Source organism: Geobacter sp. FeAm09 (genome assembly GCF_008330225.1).
Taxonomy (GTDB): domain Bacteria; phylum Desulfobacterota; class Desulfuromonadia; order Geobacterales; family Pseudopelobacteraceae; genus Oryzomonas.
Map to the genome: position 1 here is coordinate 1126350 of NZ_CP042466.1, position 25808 is coordinate 1152157.

Below are 25808 nucleotides of genomic sequence, written 5' to 3' on the forward strand. Positions count from 1 at the left end.
TGCCTACGCCGTTTCCGCCCCGCCGGAGCGGTGCGCCACCGAACGGGGTTCGGCCGCCGATACCCGAACCGGCTCGGCCGCGGCCAGGGTTGCCGGTTCCGTTTCGTCCTCGACCTCCTCTTCCTCCCAGCCGTCCCACATCGGTTTGAAGTGGGCGAAGGGGGTGTGACCCAGGGTCGCCAGGTAGATGTGCACGAAGAGGAAGGCGCAGAAACAGCAGGCGATCAGGAAGTGGGCGCTCACCAGCGTCTTGATCCCGCCGATGACCATGAAGATCTCACGCAGCGGGGCGATGTACATCAGGATCACCCCCGAAAGGATCACCAGCGGCAAAAGCACCAGCATGATCATCAGGTAGGCGGCCTTCTGCATCGGGTTAAACTTGCAGTCCGGGGTGCTGTGGTGCGGGTTGGGCCGCCCCAGGAAATAGTAGAAGAAGTAGAAGAACGCCTGGCGGAAGAGCCCGTGCTTGATGTCCTCCAGGGTCGGGACGTAGAGCTTGAGCAGGGTGCCGGCCACGAACATGTAGTAGACGAGCCAGAGGGCGTAGGAGATGGAGACCACGACGCCGGCGGTGTTGTGGAGCCTGATGGCCGCCTTGTAGGTGCCGAAGATATTCACGTATTCGGGGAACCTGATCTGCAGGGCGGTGACGCAGAGGGTCACGATGCCGAAGGCGTTCAGCCAGTGCCAGATCCTGACCGGCATGGGGGTGAGGTAGACCTGTTCCGTATGTTTCATGGCTCAGTGCTCCTTCCGGTTTTTTCTGGTGAGGAAGCGCAGGGTACCGTGGCCGATCGGCATCATCATGCCCCCGGCGATGATCAGCGCGCCGACGATGTTGAGGGCGCTGCTTCTGGTGGTGCCGAGCATGTAGAAATCGGGCGTCCCGTACAGAATATCAAGGATGGCCCCTTTTTCAACCGCCAGGCGGGTCACGTTGCCGTTTTTGTCCGGGAAGGCCACGTAGCTGGTCTGCATCGCCTTGGGTCCCGACGAGTGGCAGAAGGAACAATCCCAGCACTTCTCGTTGATCTGGTAGGTATGGGTGACCGTTTCGGGGGTCATCATCCCCCAGAGCCGCATCCCCTTGCCGCGCGCCTCGCGGTTGAACTCCCGCAGTTCGGCCAGGGAGATGAAGCCGTCGCCGTTTTTGTCCACCAGCCGGCTCACATCCCCGTTTATGGGGCGCAGCGCGGTAAGTTCGCCGTAGGCGGCGGTTTTGAAGTCGCCGTGGGGGTCGCCCGGCTTCTTGTTTTCGATGGACATGGTGATGACATAACTCTTGGAGCCGGTGTGGCAGGTGACGCAGGGAAGCGAATCCAGGTGCAGGTCGGCCTGGGGAAGCCATTTGGAATGGCTCTTGATGGTCTTGTTCTTGTCGTGGCACCTGGCGCACCTGGCGTTCAGGTAGTCGCCGGAGGCCGCGATGCCCGGCTTGACTTCATGGGGGTTGTGGCAATCGTTGCAGGTCGCCTTGGCGCCATGCAGGCTTGCGCCGTATTCCGCCTGGATGGGGGCGTGGCATTCCTTGCACCTGGCCTTGGTGGGGCGCGAGCCGTCCTTGGGATGGGCCGCCGTCACCGAGTCGTGACACGAGGTGCACCCAATCAGGGCGTGGGTGGTGGCGGCGAAGGTGCTCGCCTCCACGTACAGCCGTTCGCCTCCTCTTTTGGCAACCTCCCGGTTGCCGTGGCAGGCGAGGCAGCCGTCATTGTCCGCCACCGCCGCGCAAACGGCGGCGGGCAGCATGAGAACAGCCAGGCACAGTATCGCTCTGCAAACATCCGTCTTCACGTGAGCTCTCCTTTTCCCCGGGCCCCGTCCCGTGCGGGGCGGCGGGACAGTTGTGCTGTCTGGTGCGCATTGTTTCGGAGATGTTCCGCCGATTCCGGATCGAGGCGCCCGCGTCCCGTCTTCGGCTCCTTGGCGCACACCAGTGGCGCGCCTCGGGGCCTCCATCCTGGCCGCGTGGCTTCATCCCCGACGCGAAACCGGCACAGGTGCCGGTCTGTGCCGTGCTATTTATGGGTCACGGTTTGGGGTTCGACTGCCTTGTTCCTGCCCATGGCCTTGGCGAACCCGAGCATCATCAGGACCGCCGGCATGAGTTGGGCGACGACGATCAGGGCGCAGAAGCCCAGGAAGATCCAGACGAAGAGCCCGCTGTTGTCTTCCCGCGCGCCGCTTGCCGCAAAGGCGCTGGATGCGGAACCGATGGCGATCGTGAGGGTGGTGATCAATGATGTGGTTTTCATGGCGTCCTCCTTCGGTAGTATAACATTCACAGTCTGTTTGGAAAGGTGTCCAAGCCCTTTTTCACCGGGTGCGGCGCTATTTGTCGCCGCCGGTTTCCTGTGCCTTTTTCCCGCTTGCCGAAAAGGCCCCCTTGAGCATGCCGACCAGCAGCATGATGCCGGGAACGAACTGGAACAGGACGATCAGGATGCCGAATGCGATGAAGAATGTGGCCAACAGGCTCAGGCCTTCTCCCTCTGCTCCCCCTCCCGCCGCCAGCGCCGTGCCGGCGGTGATCATCAGGGACAATAGCGTTGCTGATACGGTTTTCATGGCTCTCTCCTTTCCTGCTGTGTTTGTCCTCGTGTTTCCTTGCCCATTGCCAGAGCATCGACCGTGCCATGATCGTGCAACTGCTTAAAAAATAACGATAACTCGTTTAAATGATTCAAGGTATATCCCCACGCCCGGGAACGGCGGGGCACGGGGCGCGGGCGAAGGCGCGGCCGCCTGTATAGCAATCCCATACAGTCGAAAAAGGGGGCGGGCGCAGGCAGGTCCATAGCAAGTCGGGATTGTTCAGGTTTTACGGGGTGATCGTTGAGAGGCACAACCGTATAGCGAAATTATACAGGCGGGATAAGTGGAGCGATGTGCGGCGGCGTCTTGCCAAAAAAGTGAAAACTATTATGTTTTGGGTAGTTGACATGCTTTTGAAACTAATGCACTGTTGATCTGTTGATCGGTACGGGAAGGAGATGGGACATGGGACAGTTCCGGGTGCTGGTGGTCGATGACGAGGCGGTGATCAGGGACGGCCTGAGGCGCATTCTCGAAGGGGAGGGCTTTGACGTCGAAACGTGCGTGAGCGGTCACAGCGCCATCGAATCCCTGCACGCCCGGGAGTTCGACCTGATCGTCACCGACCTGAAGATGCCGGGCATGAGCGGCATCGAGGTCCTCAAGGCGGTGAAGACCCTCCAGCCCGAAGCGCCGGTCATCATCATCACCGGCTACGCCACCGTGGATACGGCCGTGGAGGCCATGAAGAACGGGGCGGTGGACTATATCGCCAAACCTTTCACCCCCGAGCAGCTTCTCCAGAAGATCGACCGGGCCCTGGAGCAGCGGGTCCTGCTCATGGAGGAACTCGGCAAGGCAAAGGATGCCGTCGCCTCCCGCCACGGCTTCGACCGCTTCGTGGGCCAGAGCAGGGAGATGCAGAAGGTCTACCACCGGATCATGCAGGTGGCCGCCACCGACAGCACGGTGCTGGTCACCGGCGAAAGCGGCACCGGCAAGGAACTGGTCGCCCGGGCCATCCACGAGAACAGCCCACGGAGCGACAAGGCGTTCGTGGCCGTGGACTGCAGCTCCCTGGCGGAAAACCTCCTGGAAAGCGAACTGTTCGGCCACGTCAAGGGGGCGTTCACCGGGGCGGTCCAGGCCAAGACCGGTCTTTTCAAGGTGGCCGACGGCGGCACCCTGTTCCTGGACGAGGTCTCCAACATCTGCATGGCTACCCAGGCCAAGCTGTTGCGGGTCCTCCAGGAGCGGATGGTGACCCCCATCGGCGGGACCCAGCCGGTCCCGATCAACATCCACCTGGTGGCTGCCACCAACCGCAACCTGCGCACCATGGTGGGTGAGGGGAGCTTCCGCGAGGACCTGTTCTTCCGCCTCAACATCATCCCCATCGAACTGCCCCCCCTGCGGGAGCGCAAGGGAGACATCCCCCTGCTCATCAGCCATTTCCTGAAGAAATTCACCGCTGCCGTGGGCAAGAACATCCGGGGGATCGCGCCGGACGCCATGGCGCTGCTGGAGTCCTACGACTACCCGGGCAACGTGCGGGAGTTGGAGAACGCCATCGAGCGCGCGGTGGTGCTGACCATGGGCGAGGTCATCCACAAGGAGGACCTGGAACTCGCCCCGGACCGCCCCGAGGCGTCGCTTGTGCCCGGGCTGGCGGAGGGGTACGTCCCCCACACCTCGGACGAATTGAAGGAGATGAAGCGCCACATCCGGGACCAGGCGGTGGAGAGCATCGAAAAGGCCTTTGTCATGGGGGCCCTGGAGCGGAACAACTGGAACATCACCCGGGCCGCCGAGGAGACCGGCATCCTGCGCCCCAATTTCCAGGGGATGCTCAAGCGGCTGGGGATCTCGGTGAAGGCACAGTTGGAAAAATGAAGTTCAGAGGAACATCTGCCACAGAGACACGGAGACACAGAGAAAATCTTATTTACATGGATGAAGGGGATAAACAGGATAAAGCTTTATGCTTTTGCTCGTAACCAAGTTTCAAGTTTTATCCCCTTCATCCTGTTCATCCCTGTAAAAAGCTCCTGCTTTTGATGTTCTCCGTGTCTCTGCGTCTCCGTGGCAGAATTGCCCTTTAATTTTACGCCTGTTCCTCCCCGCCGCCCTCCTGGAGCGGCAGGAGGATGATGAAGGTCGTCCCCACCCCCACCTTGCTCGTCACCTCGATCTGCCCCGCGTTGTTTTCCACGAACCCGTAGGAAATGGAGAGCCCCAGCCCGGTCCCCTCGGCCTTGGTGGTGAAGAAGGGGTCGAAGATGCGCTGCAGGTCCTCTTCGGAGATGCCGCACCCCGTATCCCCGATCTCCACCCGGGCGTAGTCGCCGCCGGTCGGTTGGGAGGTGACGATGCTGATCACCCCCCCCTTGGGCATGGCGTGGCTGGCGTTGATGAACAGGTTGACGAAGACCTGCTGCATCTGGTTGGAATCCACGAAGACCTCTCCCAGGTCCGGGTCGTAGGAGCGCTTGATGGCGATGTTCCGGAAGCTGGGCTGGTGCTGCAGCAGGCCCACGACCTTGTCCAGGAGGGTGTTGAGGGAGATGGCTTCCTTGTGGGGGAGCGCCTCGCGGGAGAACTCCAGGAGCTGCTTGACGATCTCGGCGCAGCGGCGGCACTCGGCGATGATCCGTTCCAGGTCCGGCTTGAGGGTCGGATCGAGGCGCTTGTCGTTGTCCACGATGGAGGCGTAGAGCAGGATGCCGCTCAGGGGGTTGTTGATCTCATGGGCGATGCCCGCCACCAGGTTGCCCAGGGAGGCCAGCTTTTCGGAACGGTGGAGTTGGGCCTGCATCCGCTTGATCTCCTGGCTCCGCTCCTCCACCTTGTGTTCCAGGTTGCCGGCCCATTCCTTCAGTTCCTCGTTGGCCTTGGCGAGGCTCTCGGTCATGTCGTTGACCGCCTCGGAGAGATCCCCCAATTCGTCGTCGCTGGTGACCGGTATGCGGGCGTCCATGTCGCCCGCCGACACTTTGGCCGTGTGCTGCACCAGGCGCTGCACCGGCCGGTCCACGAGGCGCTGGGTCAGGAAGGTGATCAGCACCCCGATGAAGAGCAGCAGCAGGAAGGTCATGACGATGAACTGCATGCGGTATTCGTGGGATTGCTGGCGCAGGTTCTCCAGGGAAAGGGTGATGTCCAGCACCCCCAGGATGTGGTGCTCCCTGCTGTGGAAATGGCAGGGACCGGTGGAGCATTCCGGCTGGTTGTAGATGGCCTTGGTGTAGCCCAGCACCTCCATGCCGTTGGCGGTCCGGTACAGCCGGCTGCTGTTGTTGGTGGGGGAAAAGAGCCGGGTGTTGTTCGGTTGATGGCAGAAGATGCAGGCCGCGTTCTTCTGGTCGATGACCGTGCCGATCTCGCTTTTGTGGCTGGAGTAGGCGACCTTGCCGCCCCGGTCGATGATGCTGATGTGCTCGATGCTCCTGCTCTGGGCGATCCGGTCGGCCATCTGGTACAGGCTGGCCTTGTCGTTTTTCATCATGGCGTCGTAGGCGCTCTGGTTGATGATCTCCGTCAACTGGTCGGCGTTGGAAATGGCGTACTCGATGGTGGCTTTGCGGAAGTTTTTCAGGTTGATGTAGTCCAGCAGGCCCATGAAGCCGACCAGGATCAGGGAGGTGGCCAGGGTAAGCTTGACGATGAGGGAGAGACGCAGGCGCATGGATGACCTTTGCGTTCGGAATTACGCGGTTATGGTTTCCTGGCTACATACTGCGTTTGGCGCAACAAGTCAAGTGGGGCGCATCGTATGCGCCCCACCGGAGAAGAATGATCCCCCGGCCGCTTGCATTTCCCCCAGATGCCGGTATAAGGAACACATTCGAGTCAGGGGAGGATTCCCATGTCCCTTATCCTGTCATCCTACAGCGGCCACGTGGGTACCGCGACCTTCAACCACGCCCAGACCCGCAACAGCCTCTCCAACGAACTGCTCCGCGAGCTGATCGAGGCCCTGCGGCTCTTCGCCAAACGCAAGGCTCGGGCCGTGATCATCCGTGCCCAGGCGGGGGTCAAGGTCTGGTCCTCCGGCTTCGACATCACCGAACTGCCGGTGCCGGGGCGCGACCCACTCTCCTACAACGACCCCCTGGAACAGGCGCTGCGGGAGATCCAGCTCTTCCCGGCGCCGGTCATCGCCATGATCGAGGGGAGCGTGTGGGGCGGGGCCTGCGACCTGGCTTTCATCTGCGACATGGCCATCGGCTGCCCCTCCTGCTCCTTCGCCATCACCCCGGCCAAGATCGGGGTCCCCTACAACTCCACCGGCATCCTGCACTTCATCAACGTGGTCGGGCCGCGCCTGGCCCGGGAGATGTTCTTCACCGCCAGGCCGATCGACGCACAGCGTGCCCTCCAGATCGGCATCCTCAACCATCTGGTGCCAACGGAGGAGTTGGAGCGCTTCTGCTACGACCTGGCGCACCAGGTTGCCGAGAACTCCCCCCTGGCCATCGCCGTGATCAAGGAACAGTTGCGCCTTTTGGGCAACTCCCACCCCCTGAGCCCCGAAACCTTCGAGCGCATCCAGGGGCTGCGGCGCAAGGTCTACGACAGCTACGACTACCTGGAGGGGAAGAACGCCTTCAACGAGAAGCGCACGGCCGTTTTCAAGGGGGAATAGGGAAAGCCTTCCGGCGCCGGTAGGCGAGGACCCGCTCGATGAAGTCCTCCCGGAAGCCGGGGGCGTCCAGCCGCCCCTCCTCTGTCACCGGCAAAAGCGGGAAGCGGGCCGTTACGGCTGCGGCGAACAAGCCGCTACCGCTCCCGGCCGCCGCGCCGTCATCGTAGACCGGGACCTGCAACAGGCCGCAACTGGGCGAATTCTTTTTGAAGATGAAGCCGCACAGATCCTCCCTTTCCAACTCAATAACCCGCTTTTCGCACCAGGAAAGCAACCGGCCGGTCAGGTCGATGCGGGTTTGGTTCGTCATCAGGCGCGGGGCGGCCGGGTCCCCCTCCAGGCGCATGGGCTCCCGGGGTACGGGCAGGCCGCACGCCACCTCGGGGCAGACCGGCACGAACCGGAAAAAACGCCCCAGACACTCGGTGATGTTCCGGTCGCGCTTGTGGCCGCCGTCATAGCGCACCCGCTCCCCCAGCAGGCAGGAGCTGACGCCGATGACGATGGGGGCGGCCGCCGGTTCAGGGCTCAAGGGTGCCGTCTTCGATGATCAGTTCATACTTGTAGCCGGCGCCGAAATCCCGGTCCTTGCGGAGCACCCCCACGGCCGTGACCACATCACCCTCGTTGGGCGCGGCCGCGGTGGTGGTGACGGTGAGGTCGTTGGTCTTCTTCTTGGCGCTGCCGCTGCCGTCCCGCAGATGGACCCAGTTTTTCCCCATGATCCCCATGGCCACCTTGACGACCTTCCCCCTGACCGCGACCTTGCGTTTGTTGAGGGTATTCTTGTTCTTGTAGAGTTCCGCCACCGTATAGGCATTGGGCCCGGCGGCCTTTTCCACCTTGGCGGTGCCGTTCTTGCCGGCGGCGGTTTTTGCCGGAGCCTCCTTGGGGGCGGCTTTCGGAGCGGGTGCCTGCTGTTCCGTGGGCCCCTGGGAGAAGACGATCCGCTCAAAGGTGCGGTTGAGGGTCTTGCTGGAGAAGTTGGCGATCTCGACCCCGGGACTGAACGACATCTTCTTGCCCACGGTCACTTCCATCTGGGGGACGGCCACCCAGCTCTTCGCCCCTTTGTTCTCCAGGGCGATATAGGTGTAGCCACCCGCATTCATGGTCTCCGCCACGGTTCCGGAGAGGGGGAGCGGCGTTTCCCCGGCATGCCGGGCCGCGGAGAGGTTGGTGAACCCTCCCTTGGGAAAGGCTTGGGCGGTCTGGGTCGCCGCTGCGAGCGAGATGGCCAGAATGATGCTGAACAACGGTAGGCTTCGAGTCATGGAGGCTCCTTTGGGGGTGTTTGCGGAAAATCATATTGTTTTCCGGTGCGATGCACAAGCCTTATTTCAACCCCCCTTCCCATCCCGGACGCCGCCTGCCCCCGGCCGGTAAAGCGGTGTTATTCGTTGTGTTTACACGTTATGGGGTCTTGTGAGTCGGGGAAAAATCTGCTAAAACGTGGTCACGTGCGCACCGATGCCGCGAGACTGCGGGGAAACGGTCGGGGTGCCGACGAAAAAATCGAGCCGGACCCAAAAAAGGGAGAATGACATGAAAAAGACAGGTGTATGTTGGTTCCTTGCCCTGGCAACACTCGCCGGTTGCGGCGGATCGTCAAGCAGTTCCGGGCCGCTGTACTCCTCCGGCACGTCCTACGAGACCACCAAGAACACCGTTTCGACGATTGCCGGCAGCGCCGGCGTGACCGGAACGGCCGACGGGATCGGGACGGCGGCGCGTTTCTCCATCCCCAACGGCATGGCCGTCTCCAGCGACAAAACGACGCTCTACATGACGGATTACGGCAGCAACACCATCCGCCAACTGGTGCTGGCAACCGGCCAGGTCACCACCATCGCGGGCATCGCCGGCACCAGTGGTTCCCTTGACGCGACGGGCACTGCGGCGACCTTCCATTACCCCCACGACATCGTCACGGACGGGACGTATCTCTATGTAACCGACATGGGCAACCACACCATCCGCAAGATCAACATCGCGACCAAGGCGGTAACCACCCTCGCCGGCAAGGCGGGGACGGCGGGGACGGCGGACGGGACCGCAAGCGCCGCGACCTTCAACGGCCCCGCCGGCATCGCCATCTCCGGCAGCACCCTCTATGTCACCGACGCCAACAGCAATACCATCCGCCAGGTGGATGCGACCAGCGGCGCCGTCACCACCATTGCGGGGAGCGCCGGAACCGCCGGCTCGGCCAACGGCACCGGGACCGCCGCGACCTTCAACGTCCCGGCCGGCATCACCACGGACGGTACCAATCTCTATGTGTCCGATTTCAACAACAACCTGATCCGCACGATCGTCATTTCCAGCAAGGCGGTGACCACCCTGGCCGGGAGCACGAGCTACTACGGCTCCGCCGACGGTGTCGGCGCCAGCGCCAGCTTCTACGCGCCCAACGGCATCACCACGGACGGCACCAATCTCTATGTGACCGATGCCAACAACCACATCGTGCGCAAGATCGTCATCGCCAGCGGAACGGTGACCACGATTGCCGGTGTCGCGGCAACCTCCGGCTCGAGCGACGGCAGCAAGAATTTCGCCCGGTTCTACTTCCCGGTGGGCATCGCCTCCGACGGGACGAACCTCTATGTGGCGGATGCCAACAACAGCACGATCCGCGAGATCCAGTAACGCAGAAGGGCGGTGCAGGGGGATGGCCCCTGCACCGCCTCCGGTCCCGGGTCACAATCTTTCCCAACTTTGGGGGATTGTTGCCGCCGAGAAAGTTTGCTACAACGACCCATGAAGATTCCGGTATTATTCATAGACGGCACTCCCGGCGTTGTGGGTGACGATGAACTCGAATCGTTTATCCAGAAAAGGCGCATCCTCGCTTTCCGCCGTTCCGACGGCTGGGTGAGGGTTGCCAAGGACCCCCTGCGGGGGGCGTCCGGCACAAAGGCCTATGACGGGAAAGAACGAAGAAAGGCGTAAGGGACTCACCATGCGAATCCTCCTCACCACCATGCTCTTCCTCGTCCTCTGCCCCCTGGCGGGGGCGGCCCTTGCCGACGACAGATCCGACTGCATCAACAGTTGCGCGGGCGACAAACGGTCGAACGACATGTACTGTCCGCCGGCCGGCGGCTATTCGGATGAAGACCACCGGCAGTGCGTCGAAAAAAACACCACTGCATATGGCGATTGCGTCAAGGCATGCTCTCCCGCGGCACCTCCCCCGGAACCGCCCCCCGCCGAACCGCAGCCGGCCGATCCGCAGCCCGTTCCCGAGCCGTCGTCCCCCCCGCCCGAGGGTCCCGCCGCCGGCGACAAATAAACGCCGCGGGCCCCGGCCTCACGACGTCACTCAGGCCACTGGGCCACGGAGCAACGGCGACTCGCCGGAAAAAACACGTTTGCCGGGCTGGGGGCGATGTTATCCGTATTCGGGTTGTGCCCCCTTCACCCCCTGCGCGATGGTTTTCCCTGGCCTACCCTTGCCCGTGATGGCTCCCCGCCACGCATTGTCCCCCTATGCCCCCTTGATGAAGGTGCCGTTCTGGAACTCCTCGAAGGCGACCCGCAACTCTTCCTGAGTGTTCATGACGATGGGGCCGTACCAAGCTACCGGCTCGTGGAGCGGTTTCCCCGCGATGAACAGGAAACGGACCGGCCGTTCCCCCGCTTCGATCAGCACGTCGCTCCCTTCGCGTTTGTAGAGGACCACGGTTTCCGGTCCGCAGATACAGCGCCGGTCCAGATCCATCCATCCCGAGCCCGCCATCTCGTAGGCAAAGGCGTCCCGCTGCTCGTCGAAATACCCCTCGCCGTCCAGCACGTAGGCGACGGCGGTATGTCCGGCCGTGACCGGGTGGCGGAAGGCGGCGCCGGCCGGGATGCTCACGTCCAGCATCTCCGGGTCGATCACGATATCCCTCACCGGCCCCTGGACCCCGTTGACCCTGCCGCTGACGATCTTGACCCTGACCCCCGAATCCAGGGTAACCTCCGGGATGTCGGCCGCCTTCACGTCCCGGTAGCGGGGCGCCATCATCTTCCGGTCGGCCGGCAGGTTGGCCCAGAACTGGAAGCCCCACATCATGCCGGTCGGGCTCTTCTGGGGCATCTCCTGGTGGATGATGCCGCTGCCGGCCGTCATCCACTGCACGTCGCCGGGGCCGATGACCCCCTTGTTGCCCATGCTGTCCCCATGTTCCACCACCCCTTCCAGGACATAGGTGATGGTCTCGATGCCCCGGTGGGGGTGCCAGGGAAAGCCGGGCAGATATTCGGCCGGGTTGGCGGTGTGAAAGTCGTCCAGCATCAGGAACGGGTCGAACAACGGCACCTGGGAGTTGCCGAAGGCGCGCTTCAGGTGGACGCCGGCCCCCTCGACGGTGGGGCGGCTTTTGTACAGCTTGTCGATGGCGCGGGTGGTCATGGGGGGATTTCCTTTCAGGGAGATTTGGGGTGTATGAGTCCCATGAGTCCTATGGGACTCATACACCCCAACAATCATATCAGAATGCGAAGCATGTACAACCAACCCCCCAGGGGCCGACCTCGCCGAATACCCGGTGGGTATGCCGGTGGAGCGGGTTGTCGCACGAACCGGCCGCCGCCAGGGCAGGCAGTTCAGGTTCGCCATGGCCATCCCGGTATGCCCCGCCATAGACGCCCGTGGGCGACCAGTCGGGAGAGACCGGCGGCAAGGGCGGCGCCAGGGAGGCGAAGTCGCCCGCCCCATGGACGATGCGTCCCCCCATGATGGTCAAAAGCGACTCGATCCCCTTGATCTCCTCGTCGGGCACGCTGAAATAGTCGGCCGACAGCACCGCCAGGTCGGCGAACTGGCCCACCGCGATGCGCCCCTTTTTGCCCTTATCCCCGGAAAACCAGGAACTCCCCTCGGTGTAGAGCCCAAGGGCCGTGGCCCGGTCCAGGCGGTTCTCCTCGCCGTACAGGGAGAGGCCCCCCACGGTCTTGCCGGTCACCAGCCAGTAGAGCGAAACCCAGGGGTTGTAGCTCGCCACCCTGGTGGCGTCCGTGCCCGCGCCCACCGGGATCCCCATGCGGAGCATGGTCGAGATGGGCGGGGCCATGCTGGCCGCTTTTTTCCCGTAGCGCTCCACAAAGTATTCGCCCTGGAAGGCCATGCGGTCCTGGATGGCGATGCCGCCCCCCAGGCGGCGCACCCGCTCCATGCTCTGCTCCGAGATGGTCTCGGCATGGTCGAAGAACCAGCGCAACCCGTTGAAGGGGATCTCCCGGTCAATGGCCTCGAACACGTCCAGGAACCGGGTGATGGATTCATCGTAGGTGGCATGCAGCCGAAACGGCCAGCGTTTTTCCGCCAGCAGGGCCACCACCTTCTTCAACTCGGCCTCCATGACCGGCTGCAGGTCGGGGCGCGGCTCCAGGAAGTCCTCGAAGTCGGCTGCGGAAAAGACCAGCATCTCGCCCGCGCCGTTCACCTTGTAGACGTCGTTGCCGTGTCCCGGTTCGGTGATGTCGGCCCAGCGGGCAAAATCATCGTACTCCTGCCCGGGGCGCTGGGTGAACAGGTTGTAGGCGATGCGCAGGGTGAGTTCGTCCCGTCCCGCCAACTCCTCCATCACCCGGTAGTCGTCGGGGTAGTTCTGGAACCCGCCGCCGGCGTCGATGCAACTGGTGATGCCGAGCCGGTTCAACTCGCGCATGAAGTGGCGGGTGGAGTTGACCTGGTCGTCGAAGCCGAGCTTGGGCCCCTTGGCCAGGCTGGCGTAGAGGATCATGGCGTTGGGCCTGGCGATCAGCAGACCGGTGGGATTGCCGGACCTGTCCCGTTGGATCTCCCCGCCGGAAGGGCTTGGAGTCTCCTTCGTGTACCCCAGGGCCCGGAGCCCGGCCCGGTTGACGAATGCCCGGTCGTACAGGTGCAGGACAAAGACCGGGGTGTCCGGGGCGGCGGCGTTGATCTCCTCCAGGGTCGGCATGCGCCGCTCGGCGAACTGAAACTCGGTCCAGCCGCCGATGACCCGCACCCACTGGGGCGGTGGGGTGCGGCGGGCCTGATCGCGCAGCATGTGAAGCGCCAGGGCCAGGGAGGGCACCCCGTCCCAGCGCAGCTCCATATTGAAGTTGAGCCCCCCCCTGATGACGTGGATGTGGGAATCGTTCAGGCCGGGGACGACGGTGCGCCCCCTGAGGTCGATCCGCTGGGTCGCGGCAGGGGCGTGGGCCAGCACCTCTTCGCCGCCCAGGGCGGTGATCCGGCCGCCGCTCAGGGCAACGGCGGAAGCCGTGGAATGGCCGCCATCCGCTGCGGCAATGGCGCCGTTATACAGAATCATGTCAGGTGCGTTCATAGCGCTACCCCCTACCTTTGAGGGCGGTGTCCCAGCCAGGGCCGGAGCATTCTCGCCAGCACCGGCATGACCGCCCAGGTGAGAACAATGACAATGCCCACGGCTATCGCCAAAGCTTGCAATAGCTGGGACAGGTTGGTTATGAAAGGATTCAGCAGCCAGGGTACCAGCATGCTGACCGGCCAGACGCCCAGGACCGTGACGACGGCCATCTTCCAGCGGGGAGGGGGGACCAGCGCCTGGTGGCCGGGGAGGGTGAACCAGGTTTCCAGGCCGGACACCTCCTGGCGTTGTGGCGCTCCCTCGGTCAACGGCGCAACGGCTGCTTCCCACTGGCGGAACAGGGATGAGGCATAAAAGCGGTCGCGGCACTCTCCTGTGCCGAAACGGCGTACAATCCCGTATTCGCGAGACCCGGTGCCCGGCTCCGGTCGCAGGACATGCACCCCCAGTTGCCCCTCGGCGTGCAGGGAGCGGGCGATGAAGTCATGCAACTCCGCCTCGAACCGTTCTTCGCATCCGGTCCTGACCGTGCGCAACGTCAGGACGGCGACAACCTCTGCCGGTTTCTCCGCTGTTCCGTAGGTGTTCATGACGTTAGCCGGTTCATGATTACTGCGTACCGGTCCCCGGCGGTCCATCGATGAAGTCGATGATCGCGGGAATCACCACCGTGGGCGCCTCTTCCATCAGCCAGTGCCCCGAGCCGGGGACAACCGCCCCCCTGACATCCGTAGCCACCAGTCTGGTTTGTTCGATGAGGAAGGTGCCGCTGGCTTTCTCGCCGGTCAGGACCAGCACCGGCATAGGGAGCTTGCTCTGCGAGAGCAGTTCGAAGTCCTTCGCGTCCCGCTCGAAGGCGCGGAAGTACTCGAACCCGGCGCGCATGCCACCGGGCTGGGCGTAGGCCCTGGCATAGAGGCGGCGGTCGGCCTCGGGCACCGAATGCTTGGGATCGGCGGCAAAGTCGTTCCAGAAATGCTCGAAGTAGGTGCGCTCACGCCCCTTGACCAGGGCCAGCGGCACCGCGCCGTAGAAATGGAAGTGCCACAGGTCGCGCATCAGCCAGACCTCCTTCCAGGTGCCGATGCCGGGCAGGAAGGCATCCATGAGCACGACGCGCTCGGTGGCCCGGGGAAACTGGGCGGCGTAGGCGTAGGTCACCATCAGGCCGATGTCGTGCCCCACGATGCTCACCCGGTCAAAGCCGAGCGATGAGGTCAATTCATGGATGTCCACGGCCATGTTCTTCTTGTCGTAGCCGGATTCCGGTTTGGCCGATCCCCCTGCGCCGCGCAGGTCGGGAACGATGACGGTATGGTGCCGGGCGAGTGGCTTCATGAGCGGACGCCACATCAGACCGGTTTCGGCATAACCGTGCAGCAGGACCACGGGGCTGCCCGTACCGCCGATGAGATAATGCAGCCGGACCCCGTTGACCTGGGCGAAGCGCTCGGCAAAGCCGGCCGGGGCCGGCTCTGCCGCGGCGCGGAGCGGTGAAACGGCCAGCAGCGCCACTGCGGCAATGATGGCACAACCGACGGTAAAGCCCCGTCGGGATGATATCGTGTGATCTATCATGATGTTAACCTCTGCTTTCCTGACGGTCCGCCGGAGGTCGCCGCAGGGATGGCCTCGCGCCCTATGACACGAGTGTCGCCTCCAGGGTGATTTCGGTGTTGAACAACTTGGAAACCGGGCAGCCGCCCTTGGCCATGCAGCTCTCCTTGCCGAAGCTCGCGTTATGGAACGTGGGCTAGTGCCCGCCGCCGGCCCGGCTGGGAGGCGCGCCGTGCACCATGGTGTAGGCGTATTCCACACCCTGGCCGTAGGCGCCGCACAGTTCCTTGACCACCGCCATGACGTCGTTGTAGGTCTCTTTGTGCGCCCAGTCCCGCTGGTATTCGAGAAGTACCTGGAGTGCGGTCACCGGGACCGCCCCCGCCTGTTCGATGCGGCGCATGGCGGCGTTGTGAGCCGTCACCGAGGTGCCCCCCGAGGCGTCCTCGACGGCATAGACCTCAAAGCCGGCCCTCATGGCCTCCAGGGTGGGGAAGGCCAGGCAGACCTCGGTCCAGAGGGCGGCCATGACCAGCTTGTTTCTCCCGGTCGCCTTGACGGCGGCGACGAATTCCCCGCTTTCCCACGAGTTCATGGAACTGCGTTCGATCGGTTCCTGGTCGGGGAAGATGTCCAGGAGTTGGGGCCACATGTTGCCCGAGAAACTTTTGGTCTCGACGGTGGTGAGGATGGTCGGGACCTTGAAGATTTTTGCCGCTCTGGCGAGCAGAAGAACATTGTTGAAAAGGGTCTGGCGGTCGATGTTGGCAACCCCGAAGGTCATCTGGGGCTGAAAGTCGATGAAGACGACGGCGCTGTTGGCCGGGTTGAGCAGTTCGGTTTTCATGGAATTGCCTCCTCTAGGACTGTTTTTGTCCTTAACGACAATTTAAGTCCTTTCAAAAAATAGTTGCAACAGTAAAATACGGTCGGAAGGGCGGAGCGGCCCAAACCTTCACCGCATAAGAAAGGCCGGGCAGCGCGAAGGGTATCTCCTTCGGCGGCCCGGCCATTTCAGCGGGACGTTCTTCACCCTCCTTCAAGGGAGTGGGGCGGTCGTACTCCGGTGGTCAACCAGATGAAACCCGGTTGGAGGGGCGCACCGCTTGCGCCCTGTTGTGCAACGCCCCACAGGGGGTTAGTCCACGTCGTACACCCAGACGTCCATGTGGGGCGCATGGCGCCGGTCCCTGATGACGGCGCCGGTCCCATCGTTGATGATGAGCGTAGAGACGGAGCAGGAGTCCGGCGCGGGAGAGCCGCCCGTCGCCGTATCCACGCACTTTTTCAGGGCATCGAACTCCCGGTTGGCGTCGTGGAGGCAGGTGGCGTTCTTCAGCAGGCACTCGGCGGGGAAGGTGAGGTGCAGGGCCATCTTCCTGCCGCCGACAAAGCCGATGGCGACGATCCTGACCTTCTCTGCAACCTGTTTGGTGGTGACGGTGATGTTCCTGTTGGTGGGGAGGTAGCGGTAATTGCCCGCTCGATAGGCCTCAAGGGCGGTCCGGGATTCCAGGTAGAGGTCGCCGATGCCTGCCGGCTTTTCGGCACAGCCGGCCAGCGCCATGAAGATTGCTGCCCACCGGGAGAACCGGGCTGCCGTTGCGCGGCCTATCATCGGCCACCTCCTTAGAGTGCGGGCGCAGGCATACCCTTCGGTGCCGAGGTGGCATTGGTGAAAGCGGGGGGGAAGGAAAGGGCCTTTGCCATGACGGCGGTGTTGTGCCCGAGGGGCGGGCGGGACGCCGCGTCCGGGTGTGGCGAAGGTGCGCCGTCCGCTCCGGCAAGGTCGATGCCGAGCAGGGCGGCATTGGCGGCGATCTCGTTCAGGGGCACGCCGTTGATGTAGATCGCCAGGGAGGCGGTCTCGCCGTCGTTCGTCGTGGTGGCGGACCGGGAGCCTGAATAGGTGGCTAACGCCACGGTGCCGTCCGCCGCCGGCGTTCCTGACGGGGCGGCGCCGCATCCGCACAGGGCCAGCGACAGCATCACCACGCAATATCCATTACAGCTCTTCATTCGTTACGGCTCCCCGGGTACACGTCAAACAATCGAAATAGGGTGCAACACATGCGTCATATTTGCTGTTTTTACCATGAAGCGACGAAAAAAGGAAGATTATTGCAGTGAATGAGGCGGTGCGGCTGCGCCGGCCATTCAACCGGGAAAAAAATCTGTCGCAGAGTTGCAGAGTCGCAGGGGCGCCGGGCAGCGCAAAGGCAGGTATTTTTTCGTGGACTTCTGTCGTTTCGGGACTCCGTGGCCTGTCGTTCTCAGGGAGGCATGACACCCCTGCCGGTTCACGACCTCGCCCCCGCCAGCCGGAACGCCTCCCGAATCTCCTCCATCCGGCGGCGGTTCTTCCCCAGGTCCGAATACCCGACCCGCGAGGCGGAACGCACCTGGATGCAGTTTCGTTCCCGGTCCAGCAGGAATTCGGCGTCGTCCACGAAGAGGGTGGTCCGCAGCTCGACCCGCAGGTATCCGGGCACCTCCTGGATGACGGTCGCGTCGGCCCGCCGGGCAAGGAGCCGCTTCAGGCGGCCAATCGGCCGTCCCGTGCCCCCAGGTCGGTGGGGCGGTCACCGGTACAACCGGCCAGGATGCCCGACAGGATACCCATAAACATGCCCCTGATGATGAGCCGCAACGGATCGGGCTGTTCGCCCGGCAGGCGGCAGGGGGCGAACAGCCTGTCTGCGCCCCCGGGAGGAAAGCGGTTACGGGAGGTTGTCATAGCAGATGTTGACGCTGCGCTCCGACAGTACCTTGCCGGCCGAGTCGAAGCCGTCCAGCACCGTGACCTTGAAGGTGCAACCGGTCTTTCTCGTTCCCTTGATCGTCAGGTCCCTGGTGGGGCGGGAATAGATGATCACGGAAAATCCGGCCGGGGACAGCGCTCCTGTGGCTGCCGAGTAAACGGTCTTTTCATAGTCCACATCGGGAGATGGCGCCATGACCGGCTTTGAGTAGGCCCGGATCTTGCCGTCCACCACGAGGTAGTTGGTGAGCTTTTTCGGGGTCATTTCGTCAACTTCCTGGCCTGACCCTGCAACAGCGATGACTATCTGATGTGCATGGTCTCCGGCAAGGAATACCGCCGTGATGCCGCCGCTGCTGACAGCCTTCCTCGACTTCGCGGCATTGCATACCGCCAGTTCTTCAGGGCCCTGCGGTTCCCGGGAGACAACACTGTTGGCCCACGTCTCCGTTTCCGTGTCAAGGCTGCCGACCAGCGCAAGGCCGCCGGAACAGCCTGCCGTCATGGCGAGCAGGCAGCACGCGAGGGCGATCCTCATCGCCTGTGCGGCGCGGGGCATCATATCGCTGTTCTTCATGGGGTACCCCTTTGTCGATGCTGTCAAACATACCACAAAAACAGGGCGGCGGAGAGGGTAATGGGAAAAAAAGACCGCCACGCGACGTGGCGGGGTCTTTTTTGTGCACTCTCCGCCGGGATCCCGGCGGCATCTGGCGCGATATTATTGCATTAATAAAGCGTAATGGTATTATGGTACCAGTCCGGAGCGGGGCGAACCAGGGTGTGCCGCGATGTTCGTCCAAATTCTCTCGAAAAATCAGGAGCGTCAACCATGCAGCAGTGGAAAAAACTCGGACAGATTCTTGTGGAGAAGGGAATCTTGACCCCCCTCTCCGTCGAGCGCCTGCTCGCCGTCGCCAAGCGCCGCCAGAACCGCTTCGGCTGGACCCTCGAAGATATGGGCCTGGTTACGGGGGACGAGCTCGCCGGGGCGCTTGCGGAGCAATTCGGTCTGAAGCGGGTCTCGAACCTGGCGAGCTATTCCTATAGCCAGGAGGTGCTGGGCGTTGTCACCCCCGAGTTCGCGCTCCAACACCTGGTTTTTCCCCTGAAGCTGGAGGGGAAGAAGCTGGCCCTGGCGGTGGCCGACCCCACCGACATGAAGGTCGTGGACAATTTCGCGGTGAACAACGGGTTGCAGATCATCCCGTGCGTTGCCAGCCGCAGGCACATCTACGAGGCCGTCAGCACCTTCTACCTGGGGAAAAGCGTGCAGGAGCCGCAGCAGGTAACGGTGCTCGTGGTGGACGACGACGTGGTCACCCAGACCGTCCTGAAGGATATTCTGGCTCGGCAAGGGTATCGGGTGGTGGTTGCCAACGACGGTATGGAGGGGTTCAAGGAGGTCATCGCCACCAAGCCCCACCTCATCATCGTCGATAAGGTGATGCCGAAGCTCGACGGCTTTGCCCTGCTGAAATCCCTCAAGGCCATTCCCGAGATCCGCACCATCCCGGTCGTCCTCATCAGCGACAAGATGTCGGACGAGGACGAGGCGCGGGTCTTCACCATGGGGTTTTTCGATTACGTGCCCAAGCCGGTGAAGGAGATTACGCTCGTATCGAGGGTGAAACGGGCCTTGGGGGACGCGGGGGCCGAGGGGGATGCGTAAGGCGCGGGGAGCGCCCCCATCGTGCGCCATGCGCCGGCGGACGAGAGCCCCCTTCCCGGCGGGAGGGGGCTCACCAGGGGCGTTACACCCGGAACATCCTGACCATGTCCTGCAGTTCCACCGAGAGCCGGGACAGGCTCGAGGAGGACTGGGAGATGTCCATGGAACTCTTGGCGCTCATCTCCACCACATCGGAAATCTGCTGAATGTTGTTGGATATCTCCCGGGTCGTGGCGGTCTGCTCCTCCGCTGCCGTGGCGATCTGGCTGATCTGCGCAGTGACCTCGTTGATCTTCTCCAGGATCTCCTCCAGCGCCTGGCCGGAGCGGGCCGCCTCGGCGGTCCCCTGCTCCACCTCCCGCACCCCTGCCTCCATGGCGGACACCGCCTGGCGGGTTTCGCCCTGGATATTCTTGATCATCTCGCCGATCTCGCGGGTGGCCCGCGCCGTACGCTCGGCCAGGGCGCGCACCTCGTCGGCCACCACCGCGAACCCTCGCCCCTGCTCCCCGGCCCGGGCCGCCTCGATGGCGGCGTTCAGGGCCAAAAGGTTGGTCTGGTCGGCAATGTCCTCGATGGTGGCCACGATGGCGCCGATCTGGTCGGAACGGGTGCCGAGCTGCTCCACCACGGTGGCGGAACTGCGCACCTTGTCGGCGATGCGGCTCATGCCGTCCACCGTGCCCCTGACGATGGCGGCGCCGGCCTGGGCCGTCCTGCTGGCCTGGTTGGAGCTCTCCGCGGCCCGGTGGCAGTTGTTGGCGATATCCATGCTGGTGGCCGACATCTCTTCGCTGGCCGTGGCCACAGTGTTGGCCTGGCCGACCACCTCGTGGGAGGCGCTGGCCATCTGGTCGGCGTTGCCGTTCAACTGCACCGAGGCCGAGGCCACCTCCTGGGAGCTCCTGTTGACCTTGTCCATGACCTGGCGCAACTGCTCCACCATCCGGCGCATGGCCTCGTAGACCCCACCGCGCCCCTGCTCGAAGCGGTAGGTCAGGTCGCCGGCCGCCACCTGCTGGGTGATCTCCTCCAGGTGGGTCGGCTCGGTGCCGATGTGCAGCAGCAGGCGCCGGGTGACGAAGATCGACACGACGGAGATGAGGATGATCAGGACCACGGTGACGCCGATGATCAGGTAGATCCCTTCTTTGAGGCTCTTCATGCTCTCGTCGGCGGCCTTGTTGACCAGGGCGTCCAGGTCGTCCACGTAGTTGCCGGTGCCGATCACCCAGCCGAAGGGTTTGAACTCCGCCGAGTAGCCCCGTTTCGGGGCCGGTTTGCTTTCACCCGCCCGGGGGAACCAGTAGTCGGTGAAGCCGCCCCCCGGCTGCATCCCGTTCCTGATGATCTCCCGGACCAGGTATTTCCCCTTGGCGTCCTGGGAATCCATGCGGCTCTTGCCCTCCACCGGCTTGCCCAGGAGGACGACGTTGACCCCCTCGGTGGTGTCGGCCCAGAAATAGCCGTCCTTGCCGTACTTCAGGCCGCGCAGCAGGTCGGCGCCCAGTTTCCGGGCCTCTTCCGGCGACGTGCCGTCCTTCTGGGCGCGGTCGTAGACCGCCTGCAACATGCTGACGGCCATCTCCACCTGGTTTTTGGCCTGGGTGTCGAAATCGCTGAACAGGGATTTTTTATACATTTCGATGGAGCTATGGTACGCGGCCACATACTCCTTCAAGGCGATGCAGGTGGTCGCCAACGCCAGCCCGATGCTGCACGCCAGCACCATCAGGAGTATCTTGTTCCCGAATCCCAGCCCGTGTTTTCCCGTAACCATGTCGCCCCCCGTAGAGAAACAGTATGTGCGCCGCGGCGCCGGAACCGGCACCGAGCTGCCGAAAGCGAATCAAGTATATCAGAAAATCCCGGGATATTTTCGTGCCCGAGCGGGCGGGGGAGACGGGGGGCTCAAAGCGTTTTCACCCACCGGGGGGGGACGATGCGGAGAGTGGTGGTCCCGGCATCATGATTGTTGCGGCCCGGCGGGGCAGGGGGCGTGCAGGGGCGTTATCGCCTGCGGGAGACAAAAAAGAGGACCAGACCGAAGATCAGGCCGCACAGGATGATGATATTTGCCACGGTATGCATGGAACCAGATTAGCATTAGTTTGGTAAACAAACAAACAAAACCTCGGGGAAAGGTCTTTTTTGCGTGCGCGCCGCTGCCTTTCCGTCGGGCCAAATTGTGCAAGCAATGTGCAAAAAGAGCTTGACAATTGCGCCGCGAAGAAATATCTATAATAAACATGGATGTAATGGATATGCGGTAGCCACCCATTGCCCTGACTGAAAAAACTGCTGACCAGAATTGCTGGAGGCCAAAAACTTCTTCCCACGGGGAGGAGGCATTTTGGCCTTTTTTGTTTCCGTGCGGCGGCCGTCAGCCGATGGTCCGCCCTGTTGCCGGAAATCCATACCTAACCGCTGACCAGGAAACTGGAGGCCGGGGATAGCGCACAAAGCCGTGCGCTATCCCCGGCCTTTTTTGTTTATTGCGGATCATGCAGGCTGCCGCCGGCCCTGCCGGCGGAAAAAAACCATCAGGAGGTTCAGATGAAGAGGTTTTCACGTATGTTATTTGCAGCCATGGCCGTTCTGGCCCTCGGCCTGCCGGGGTGCGGCAGTTCCACGTCGGGTGCCGCTCCGGCTTCCGCCCCCTCGACCGGAAAAACCGTAACGGTCAATGGGGCGCTGGAGCCGGGCGCGGCCAAGGCGACCCTGAAGACGGTGGGAGCCGCAGCGGCTTCCATCGGCACGGTTACGGCCATCGATGCCGCCACCGGCGCCGTGATCAGCACCGCGCCGGCCAGCATCATCCCGGACGGCACGGGTACGGGGGGGACGTTCAGCGGCCTGGCGGTCGCCGTCCCTGCGACCCAGGCGGGCGTTATCCTGAAGGTGATCCTCAACAACGGCACGACCTACCGCTCGCTCGTCACCGCCGACCTGAGTGCGCAAACCGGCCCCTTGACGGCCACCATCGGCCCCAATTCCGATGCCGTCGTCGCCGCGGTATCCAGCTCTCTCGGCATCGGCGGCATCCTCGGGGACAGCGGCGTCAAGGTCGCCTCCGGCACCACGCTGGCCGCCGTCGCCGGCGCCGCCGCCAGCGCCGCCACCACGATCCTGCCGTTACGGGGGACCGCCTACGTGGTGGATACCAACACCGGTTTCCCCGCCCAATCGGTTCCCGGGCTTACGCTCATCGACCGCGCGTCGCAGACGGTGATTAAAACGATCCGGTTCACCGACCAGCAGCTCAACGATGTCGGCCATTTCGCCAACGTTACCGCCGACGGTTCGGAGTTGTGGCTGTGCAGCGGCAACTACCTGAGCACCACCGGCGACGTCAACGTCTACGACACGGCCGCCTTCAGGAATATCAGCACCGTCAATGCGGGCAACCGGGCGAGCGTGATCAAATACTCCTTCCCCAACGTGGGCTGCGGGGTGCAGAACGTGCAGTCGCGTGACGGCAAGTACCTGTTCACCTCCATCGGCCAGGGCAGTAAAGGGGTCAACGTGTTTGATGTGAAAAACCACAAACACCTGGGCAAAATAGACAACAGCAATACCGATCCCCACGTGGGCGACGTCTCCCCCGACAACAAAACCTATTACACCACCGCCAACTCCCTGAGCAAAGTGGTTGCCTATGACATTTCCGGCCTCCCCTCGGTGGTGCCGTCCTACAACACGAAACTCTTCGAGATCGACCTGGGCTACGGCACGCTCCACGCCCTGCGGCTGCACCCCAACGGCAGGTACCTCTTCGTGGGGAACAACACCTGGCCGGTACCGGCAGGCGCTGCCGTTTCCACTTCCGGCACCAACGTCATAGATCTGGCAACCAGGAAGATCATCGCCACCATACCGGGGCGGCCGCACAACTACGCCATATCCCCGGACGGCAAATACCTGGCGTCCACCGAACTGTCCTCTCCGGACTGCGAGGTCTCCCTGCCGGGCGATCCGGGCAACCGTCTCCAGTTCATCGACATCTCGACCCTGCTGACCGCCACCCCGGACCCCACGAAGATCAAGGAGATCTACCACTTCGAATCGCCGGGATACGGGGGGAGCCATTCATCGTGGGACCCGACGACGGGCATCCTCTACTTCTCGGTGTACGACACGAATTTCGATGGCTGGCTGTTCACGCTGAACACGCAAAACCTGTCGGCAGCCACGCCAAGCGTCACCCAGATCGGCAGCCTGATCAAAATAGGCCGGGCGCCACATGGCGTCTCGTTCCCGGGCATCAACGGCGACTAGCCGGAAAAAGCCGCACGCCGCACCAGGATGCCCACCGCCGCCCCTCTGCCGCGGTGGGCATCCCGCGTGTGGCGCAGGAACCTGTGCGGCAGAGAGCCGCAGACTCAGGAAAGGAAGCATATGAAAAGACTATCGTTTTGCACGGCCCTGGCGGCCGCTTTGCTGCATGCCCTCATGCTGGCCGGTTGCGGGGGCGGCGGCTCCGCAACGGTGGCGGGCGTATCCGACGGCACCCCGCCCGCGAAAACCGAGGGGCCGGCCGCCCCGACCGGCGTAACCGCCACGGGCGGAATCAATATGGTCACACTCGCCTGGAATCCGGTTCCCGACGCCACCTCCTACAACATCTACTGGTCCGCGAATCCGGGGGTGACCCCGGGGACGGGAGTAAAAATCACCGGGGCAGGCAGCCCCTATCACCATGATGGGCTGCTGGTCAGCCAAACGTATTTCTATGTCGTGACGGCGGTGGACAGTTCCGGCGTCGAAGGCCCGGCCAGCGGGCAGGCGGCAACGGTTTCCGCAAGCAACGGCGCAAACCTGTACGCCGTGTACTGCGCCGGCTGCCACGGCTCGATTGCGGCCACGACCATCATGGACGGCACCCCCGACCATATCAAGGCGGCGATTGCGGCCAACACGGGCGGCATGGGCACGCTTGCCACCCTGACCGCGGGCCAGATCGACAGTATCGCGCAGTTGCTGCCGTGCCATTGAATCTCCGTGCCGATTATTTAAAATATAATATTTATAGATATTATATTTTTATGTTGACAGCGTACACAATTGTTGCTAGTTTAGTCCCACATTCGCCATGGAGCAGCACAAACAATGGCGCCTGTTGAACCTGCGGAACACCCATAACCGGCGACCGACCAGAAAAACTGGAGGTTAAGGCAGAGTGAGTCACACTCATGGCCTTAACCTCTTTTTTATTTCCGATGCACAGCGTCCGGGCCGGCCATACCCATGGAGGCTTTCACCCGTACCCGGTTCGCAGCCACCACCGGACAATGCACCAAAATCCAGACAAGGAAAGGAACGCGCCATCATGAAAGTCCCCCGTTTGCTCACCACCGCAGGTTTAGCCCTGGCCCTCGCAATCTCCGGAGTCCTCGCCGGTTGCGGCAGCAGCACCAGCAGCACTTCCACGAGTTCGACGCCAGCCACCGTGGCCAAGGCCGTGGAGAATTTCACCACCACGGATGCCCTGGCCACGGACCAGCAGAACGTCCTCGTCGTCGATGTCCGGGCCTTCAGCGCCTATAGCACCGGCCATATCCCCGGGGCCATCCGCAATACCGTGTCCCTGTACTCCACCACGGCATCGGCGACCGGCTCCGCCGGCACGCTCGGCCTGACCCAGGCCGAATTCGTCGCTTTGGCCGACAAGCTGGGGATCACCCCCTCCACCAAGGTCGTGGCCTACGACACCGACAACAGTTCCTCGGTGGGCCGTTTCGTCTGGACCCTGCTCAGGTACGGGCACAAGAACGTGGCCATTCTGGACGGCGGCTACCAGAAGTGGATTGCGGAAGGGCGTGCCAAGGCGACCAAGGCCAATTCCACGACGCCCACGGCCAACACCATCTCCTATACCGTAACCAGCACGGCGGATATCGATGTCAGCGCCTCCTATGTCCTGTCCCACATCAACGTGCCGGGCACGGTCATCTGGGACGCGAGAACCCCGCTGGAGTATATCGGCTATGACCTCCGCACCAACCCGCGGGGGGACACATCCCCTATGCGGTCAACCTCGACTGGACGAATCTCCAGCATCAGGACAGCACCGGGGCCTATGTGCTGAAGAGCAGCACCGATATCCTGGCCCTGCTGGCCCAGTACGGCATCACGCCCGACAAGGAGATCATCGTCCATTGCCAGGCGGGGGTGCGCTCCGCCTACGCCTCGGATACCCTTTTGGGGCTCGGCTTCACCAGGGTCAAGAACTATACCGGTTCCTGGGGCGAGTGGAGCGCCGCCAAGGACACGTCGGGAAACTATATCTATCCCATTTCCACCGGCACCAACCCCTAACCGAAC

At 63.0% G+C, this 25808-nt stretch carries 28 protein-coding genes; 10 read left to right on the forward strand and 18 right to left on the reverse strand.

Annotated features, from left to right (window positions below):
• Positions 1 to 3: 3 nt before the first annotated feature.
• The 4 genes from FO488_RS05200 to FO488_RS05215 form a co-directional block, all read right to left on the reverse strand.
• Positions 4 to 741: a cytochrome b/b6 domain-containing protein gene (locus FO488_RS05200; protein WP_149209576.1), complete on the reverse strand. Its 738-nt coding sequence runs from the start codon at positions 739 to 741 to the stop codon at positions 4 to 6.
• A 3-nt stretch (positions 742 to 744) separates the two neighbouring features.
• The gene (locus FO488_RS05205; protein WP_240732184.1) at positions 745 to 1797 is read right to left on the reverse strand and encodes a cytochrome c3 family protein; all 1053 of its coding nucleotides are present in this window, start codon (positions 1795 to 1797) and stop codon (positions 745 to 747) included.
• A 224-nt stretch (positions 1798 to 2021) separates the two neighbouring features.
• On the reverse strand, positions 2022 to 2258 hold the full coding sequence (locus tag FO488_RS05210; protein WP_149209577.1) for a hypothetical protein: 237 nt from the start codon (positions 2256 to 2258) through the stop codon (positions 2022 to 2024).
• Between the two features lie 76 nt (positions 2259 to 2334).
• Positions 2335 to 2571, reverse strand: a complete 237-nt coding sequence (locus tag FO488_RS05215; RefSeq protein ID WP_149209578.1) for a hypothetical protein — start codon at positions 2569 to 2571, stop codon at positions 2335 to 2337.
• A 432-nt stretch (positions 2572 to 3003) separates the two neighbouring features.
• Here FO488_RS05215 and FO488_RS05220 point away from each other — a divergent pair, with 432 nt between their 5' ends.
• A complete protein-coding gene (locus tag FO488_RS05220) occupies positions 3004 to 4431 on the forward strand; it encodes a sigma-54 dependent transcriptional regulator (protein ID WP_149209579.1) in 1428 nt (475 codons plus the stop codon).
• Between the two features lie 211 nt (positions 4432 to 4642).
• On the opposite strand, the gene FO488_RS05225 is transcribed toward FO488_RS05220, so the two are convergent.
• Entirely contained in the window at positions 4643 to 6223 is a 1581-nt protein-coding gene (locus tag FO488_RS05225) for a sensor histidine kinase (protein WP_149209580.1), read from the reverse strand.
• A gap of 180 nt (positions 6224 to 6403) precedes the next feature.
• Between FO488_RS05225 and scpB the strand changes: the two genes are divergently transcribed.
• Complete coding sequence (gene scpB, locus FO488_RS05230) at positions 6404 to 7183, forward strand: methylmalonyl-CoA decarboxylase (RefSeq protein ID WP_149209581.1); 780 nt, start codon at positions 6404 to 6406, stop codon at positions 7181 to 7183.
• Here the strand turns inward: scpB and FO488_RS05235 are convergent.
• Together FO488_RS05235 and FO488_RS05240 are read right to left on the reverse strand one after the other, a co-directional pair.
• Positions 7170 to 7715 (reverse strand): DUF523 domain-containing protein, encoded by a 546-nt coding sequence (locus tag FO488_RS05235; RefSeq protein WP_149209582.1) that lies wholly within the window; start codon positions 7713 to 7715, stop codon positions 7170 to 7172. The two genes, scpB and FO488_RS05235, sit on opposite strands and share 14 nt — an antisense overlap.
• Positions 7705 to 8457: an OB-fold nucleic acid binding domain-containing protein gene (locus FO488_RS05240; protein ID WP_149209583.1), complete on the reverse strand. Its 753-nt coding sequence runs from the start codon at positions 8455 to 8457 to the stop codon at positions 7705 to 7707. The genes FO488_RS05235 and FO488_RS05240 overlap by 11 nt, the downstream gene beginning before the upstream one ends.
• 271 nt (positions 8458 to 8728) lie before the next feature.
• Here FO488_RS05240 and FO488_RS05245 point away from each other — a divergent pair, with 271 nt between their 5' ends.
• The 3 genes from FO488_RS05245 (at position 8729) to FO488_RS05255 (ending at position 10481) form a co-directional block, all read left to right on the forward strand.
• Positions 8729 to 9835, forward strand: coding sequence for a hypothetical protein (locus FO488_RS05245; protein ID WP_149209584.1), 1107 nt, complete (start codon positions 8729 to 8731; stop codon positions 9833 to 9835).
• A 111-nt stretch (positions 9836 to 9946) separates the two neighbouring features.
• Complete coding sequence (locus FO488_RS05250; protein WP_149209585.1) at positions 9947 to 10138, forward strand: GSU3473 family protein; 192 nt, start codon at positions 9947 to 9949, stop codon at positions 10136 to 10138.
• Between the two features lie 10 nt (positions 10139 to 10148).
• Positions 10149 to 10481 (forward strand): hypothetical protein, encoded by a 333-nt coding sequence (locus tag FO488_RS05255; protein WP_149209586.1) that lies wholly within the window; start codon positions 10149 to 10151, stop codon positions 10479 to 10481.
• Between the two features lie 195 nt (positions 10482 to 10676).
• On the opposite strand, the gene FO488_RS05260 is transcribed toward FO488_RS05255, so the two are convergent.
• The 10 genes from FO488_RS05260 to FO488_RS05310 all read right to left on the reverse strand — a co-directional run bounded on the left by FO488_RS05260 (position 10677) and on the right by FO488_RS05310 (position 18389).
• Entirely contained in the window at positions 10677 to 11585 is a 909-nt protein-coding gene (locus FO488_RS05260; protein WP_149209587.1) for a pirin family protein, read from the reverse strand.
• Positions 11586 to 11664: 79 nt separating this feature from the next.
• Positions 11665 to 13491: an amidohydrolase gene (locus tag FO488_RS05265; RefSeq protein WP_149209588.1), complete on the reverse strand. Its 1827-nt coding sequence runs from the start codon at positions 13489 to 13491 to the stop codon at positions 11665 to 11667.
• Positions 13492 to 13502: 11 nt separating this feature from the next.
• On the reverse strand, positions 13503 to 14084 hold the full coding sequence (locus tag FO488_RS05270; RefSeq protein ID WP_149209589.1) for an antibiotic biosynthesis monooxygenase: 582 nt from the start codon (positions 14082 to 14084) through the stop codon (positions 13503 to 13505).
• Between the two features lie 19 nt (positions 14085 to 14103).
• The gene (locus FO488_RS05275) at positions 14104 to 15072 is read right to left on the reverse strand and encodes an alpha/beta fold hydrolase (protein ID WP_149209590.1); all 969 of its coding nucleotides are present in this window, start codon (positions 15070 to 15072) and stop codon (positions 14104 to 14106) included.
• Between the two features lie 175 nt (positions 15073 to 15247).
• Positions 15248 to 15898 carry a hydrolase gene (locus FO488_RS05285; protein ID WP_149209591.1) on the reverse strand — a complete coding sequence of 217 codons (651 nt, stop codon included), beginning with the start codon at positions 15896 to 15898 and terminating at the stop codon, positions 15248 to 15250.
• Between the two features lie 291 nt (positions 15899 to 16189).
• Positions 16190 to 16669, reverse strand: coding sequence for a hypothetical protein (locus FO488_RS05290; RefSeq protein WP_149209592.1), 480 nt, complete (start codon positions 16667 to 16669; stop codon positions 16190 to 16192).
• An 11-nt stretch (positions 16670 to 16680) separates the two neighbouring features.
• The gene (locus tag FO488_RS05295; RefSeq protein WP_149209593.1) at positions 16681 to 17070 is read right to left on the reverse strand and encodes a hypothetical protein; all 390 of its coding nucleotides are present in this window, start codon (positions 17068 to 17070) and stop codon (positions 16681 to 16683) included.
• A gap of 281 nt (positions 17071 to 17351) precedes the next feature.
• A complete protein-coding gene (locus FO488_RS19865; protein ID WP_240732185.1) occupies positions 17352 to 17543 on the reverse strand; it encodes a DUF1499 domain-containing protein in 192 nt (63 codons plus the stop codon).
• Between the two features lie 44 nt (positions 17544 to 17587).
• Entirely contained in the window at positions 17588 to 17788 is a 201-nt protein-coding gene (locus tag FO488_RS19870; protein ID WP_149209595.1) for a hypothetical protein, read from the reverse strand.
• Positions 17772 to 18389, reverse strand: coding sequence for a hypothetical protein (locus FO488_RS05310; RefSeq protein ID WP_149209596.1), 618 nt, complete (start codon positions 18387 to 18389; stop codon positions 17772 to 17774). Before FO488_RS05310 ends, FO488_RS19870 begins: the two co-directional genes overlap by 17 nt.
• A gap of 255 nt (positions 18390 to 18644) precedes the next feature.
• Here FO488_RS05310 and FO488_RS05315 point away from each other — a divergent pair, with 255 nt between their 5' ends.
• Positions 18645 to 19484 carry a response regulator gene (locus FO488_RS05315; RefSeq protein ID WP_149209597.1) on the forward strand — a complete coding sequence of 280 codons (840 nt, stop codon included), beginning with the start codon at positions 18645 to 18647 and terminating at the stop codon, positions 19482 to 19484.
• Between the two features lie 82 nt (positions 19485 to 19566).
• Here FO488_RS05315 and FO488_RS05320 read toward each other — a convergent pair whose 3' ends face one another.
• The gene (locus FO488_RS05320; RefSeq protein WP_149209598.1) at positions 19567 to 21264 is read right to left on the reverse strand and encodes a methyl-accepting chemotaxis protein; all 1698 of its coding nucleotides are present in this window, start codon (positions 21262 to 21264) and stop codon (positions 19567 to 19569) included.
• A gap of 776 nt (positions 21265 to 22040) precedes the next feature.
• Between FO488_RS05320 and FO488_RS05325 the strand changes: the two genes are divergently transcribed.
• The 4 genes from FO488_RS05325 to FO488_RS05340 all read left to right on the forward strand — a co-directional run bounded on the left by FO488_RS05325 (position 22041) and on the right by FO488_RS05340 (position 25802).
• A complete protein-coding gene (locus FO488_RS05325) occupies positions 22041 to 23762 on the forward strand; it encodes a hypothetical protein (RefSeq protein WP_149209599.1) in 1722 nt (573 codons plus the stop codon).
• 120 nt (positions 23763 to 23882) lie between these two features.
• On the forward strand, positions 23883 to 24479 hold the full coding sequence (locus tag FO488_RS05330) for a hypothetical protein (protein WP_149209600.1): 597 nt from the start codon (positions 23883 to 23885) through the stop codon (positions 24477 to 24479).
• Between the two features lie 334 nt (positions 24480 to 24813).
• On the forward strand, positions 24814 to 25572 hold the full coding sequence (locus tag FO488_RS05335; protein WP_149209601.1) for a sulfurtransferase: 759 nt from the start codon (positions 24814 to 24816) through the stop codon (positions 25570 to 25572).
• Positions 25503 to 25802, forward strand: coding sequence for a sulfurtransferase (locus tag FO488_RS05340; protein ID WP_149209602.1), 300 nt, complete (start codon positions 25503 to 25505; stop codon positions 25800 to 25802). Before FO488_RS05335 ends, FO488_RS05340 begins: the two co-directional genes overlap by 70 nt.
• The last annotated feature ends 6 nt before the right edge of the window (positions 25803 to 25808 follow it).

Excerpts from the sequence above, each read along its gene's own strand:
- FO488_RS05215 (WP_149209578.1), bottom strand. The coding sequence starts at position 2,571 with ATGAAAACCGTATCAGCAACGCTATTGTCCCTGATGATCACCGCCGGC.
- FO488_RS05210 (WP_149209577.1), bottom strand. The coding sequence starts at position 2,258 with ATGAAAACCACATCATTGATCACCACCCTCACGATCGCCATCGGTTCC.
- FO488_RS05275 (WP_149209590.1), bottom strand. The coding sequence starts at position 15,072 with ATGATAGATCACACGATATCATCCCGACGGGGCTTTACCGTCGGTTGT.
- FO488_RS05325 (WP_149209599.1), top strand. The coding sequence starts at position 22,041 with ATGAAGAGGTTTTCACGTATGTTATTTGCAGCCATGGCCGTTCTGGCC.
- FO488_RS05285 (WP_149209591.1), bottom strand. The coding sequence starts at position 15,898 with ATGAAAACCGAACTGCTCAACCCGGCCAACAGCGCCGTCGTCTTCATC.
- FO488_RS05225 (WP_149209580.1), bottom strand. The coding sequence starts at position 6,223 with ATGCGCCTGCGTCTCTCCCTCATCGTCAAGCTTACCCTGGCCACCTCC.
- FO488_RS05250 (WP_149209585.1), top strand. The coding sequence starts at position 9,947 with ATGAAGATTCCGGTATTATTCATAGACGGCACTCCCGGCGTTGTGGGT.
- FO488_RS05240 (WP_149209583.1), bottom strand. The coding sequence starts at position 8,457 with ATGACTCGAAGCCTACCGTTGTTCAGCATCATTCTGGCCATCTCGCTC.
- FO488_RS05220 (WP_149209579.1), top strand. The coding sequence starts at position 3,004 with ATGGGACAGTTCCGGGTGCTGGTGGTCGATGACGAGGCGGTGATCAGG.
- FO488_RS05255 (WP_149209586.1), top strand. The coding sequence starts at position 10,149 with ATGCGAATCCTCCTCACCACCATGCTCTTCCTCGTCCTCTGCCCCCTG.
- FO488_RS19870 (WP_149209595.1), bottom strand. The coding sequence starts at position 17,788 with ATGACAACCTCCCGTAACCGCTTTCCTCCCGGGGGCGCAGACAGGCTG.
- FO488_RS05320 (WP_149209598.1), bottom strand. The coding sequence starts at position 21,264 with ATGGTTACGGGAAAACACGGGCTGGGATTCGGGAACAAGATACTCCTG.
- FO488_RS05310 (WP_149209596.1), bottom strand. The coding sequence starts at position 18,389 with ATGAAGAACAGCGATATGATGCCCCGCGCCGCACAGGCGATGAGGATC.
- scpB (WP_149209581.1), top strand. The coding sequence starts at position 6,404 with ATGTCCCTTATCCTGTCATCCTACAGCGGCCACGTGGGTACCGCGACC.
- FO488_RS05315 (WP_149209597.1), top strand. The coding sequence starts at position 18,645 with ATGCAGCAGTGGAAAAAACTCGGACAGATTCTTGTGGAGAAGGGAATC.
- FO488_RS05330 (WP_149209600.1), top strand. The coding sequence starts at position 23,883 with ATGAAAAGACTATCGTTTTGCACGGCCCTGGCGGCCGCTTTGCTGCAT.
- FO488_RS05270 (WP_149209589.1), bottom strand. The coding sequence starts at position 14,084 with ATGAACACCTACGGAACAGCGGAGAAACCGGCAGAGGTTGTCGCCGTC.
- FO488_RS05260 (WP_149209587.1), bottom strand. The coding sequence starts at position 11,585 with ATGACCACCCGCGCCATCGACAAGCTGTACAAAAGCCGCCCCACCGTC.
- FO488_RS05290 (WP_149209592.1), bottom strand. The coding sequence starts at position 16,669 with ATGATAGGCCGCGCAACGGCAGCCCGGTTCTCCCGGTGGGCAGCAATC.
- FO488_RS05265 (WP_149209588.1), bottom strand. The coding sequence starts at position 13,491 with ATGAACGCACCTGACATGATTCTGTATAACGGCGCCATTGCCGCAGCG.
- FO488_RS05200 (WP_149209576.1), bottom strand. The coding sequence starts at position 741 with ATGAAACATACGGAACAGGTCTACCTCACCCCCATGCCGGTCAGGATC.
- FO488_RS05335 (WP_149209601.1), top strand. The coding sequence starts at position 24,814 with ATGAAAGTCCCCCGTTTGCTCACCACCGCAGGTTTAGCCCTGGCCCTC.
- FO488_RS05245 (WP_149209584.1), top strand. The coding sequence starts at position 8,729 with ATGAAAAAGACAGGTGTATGTTGGTTCCTTGCCCTGGCAACACTCGCC.
- FO488_RS05295 (WP_149209593.1), bottom strand. The coding sequence starts at position 17,070 with ATGAAGAGCTGTAATGGATATTGCGTGGTGATGCTGTCGCTGGCCCTG.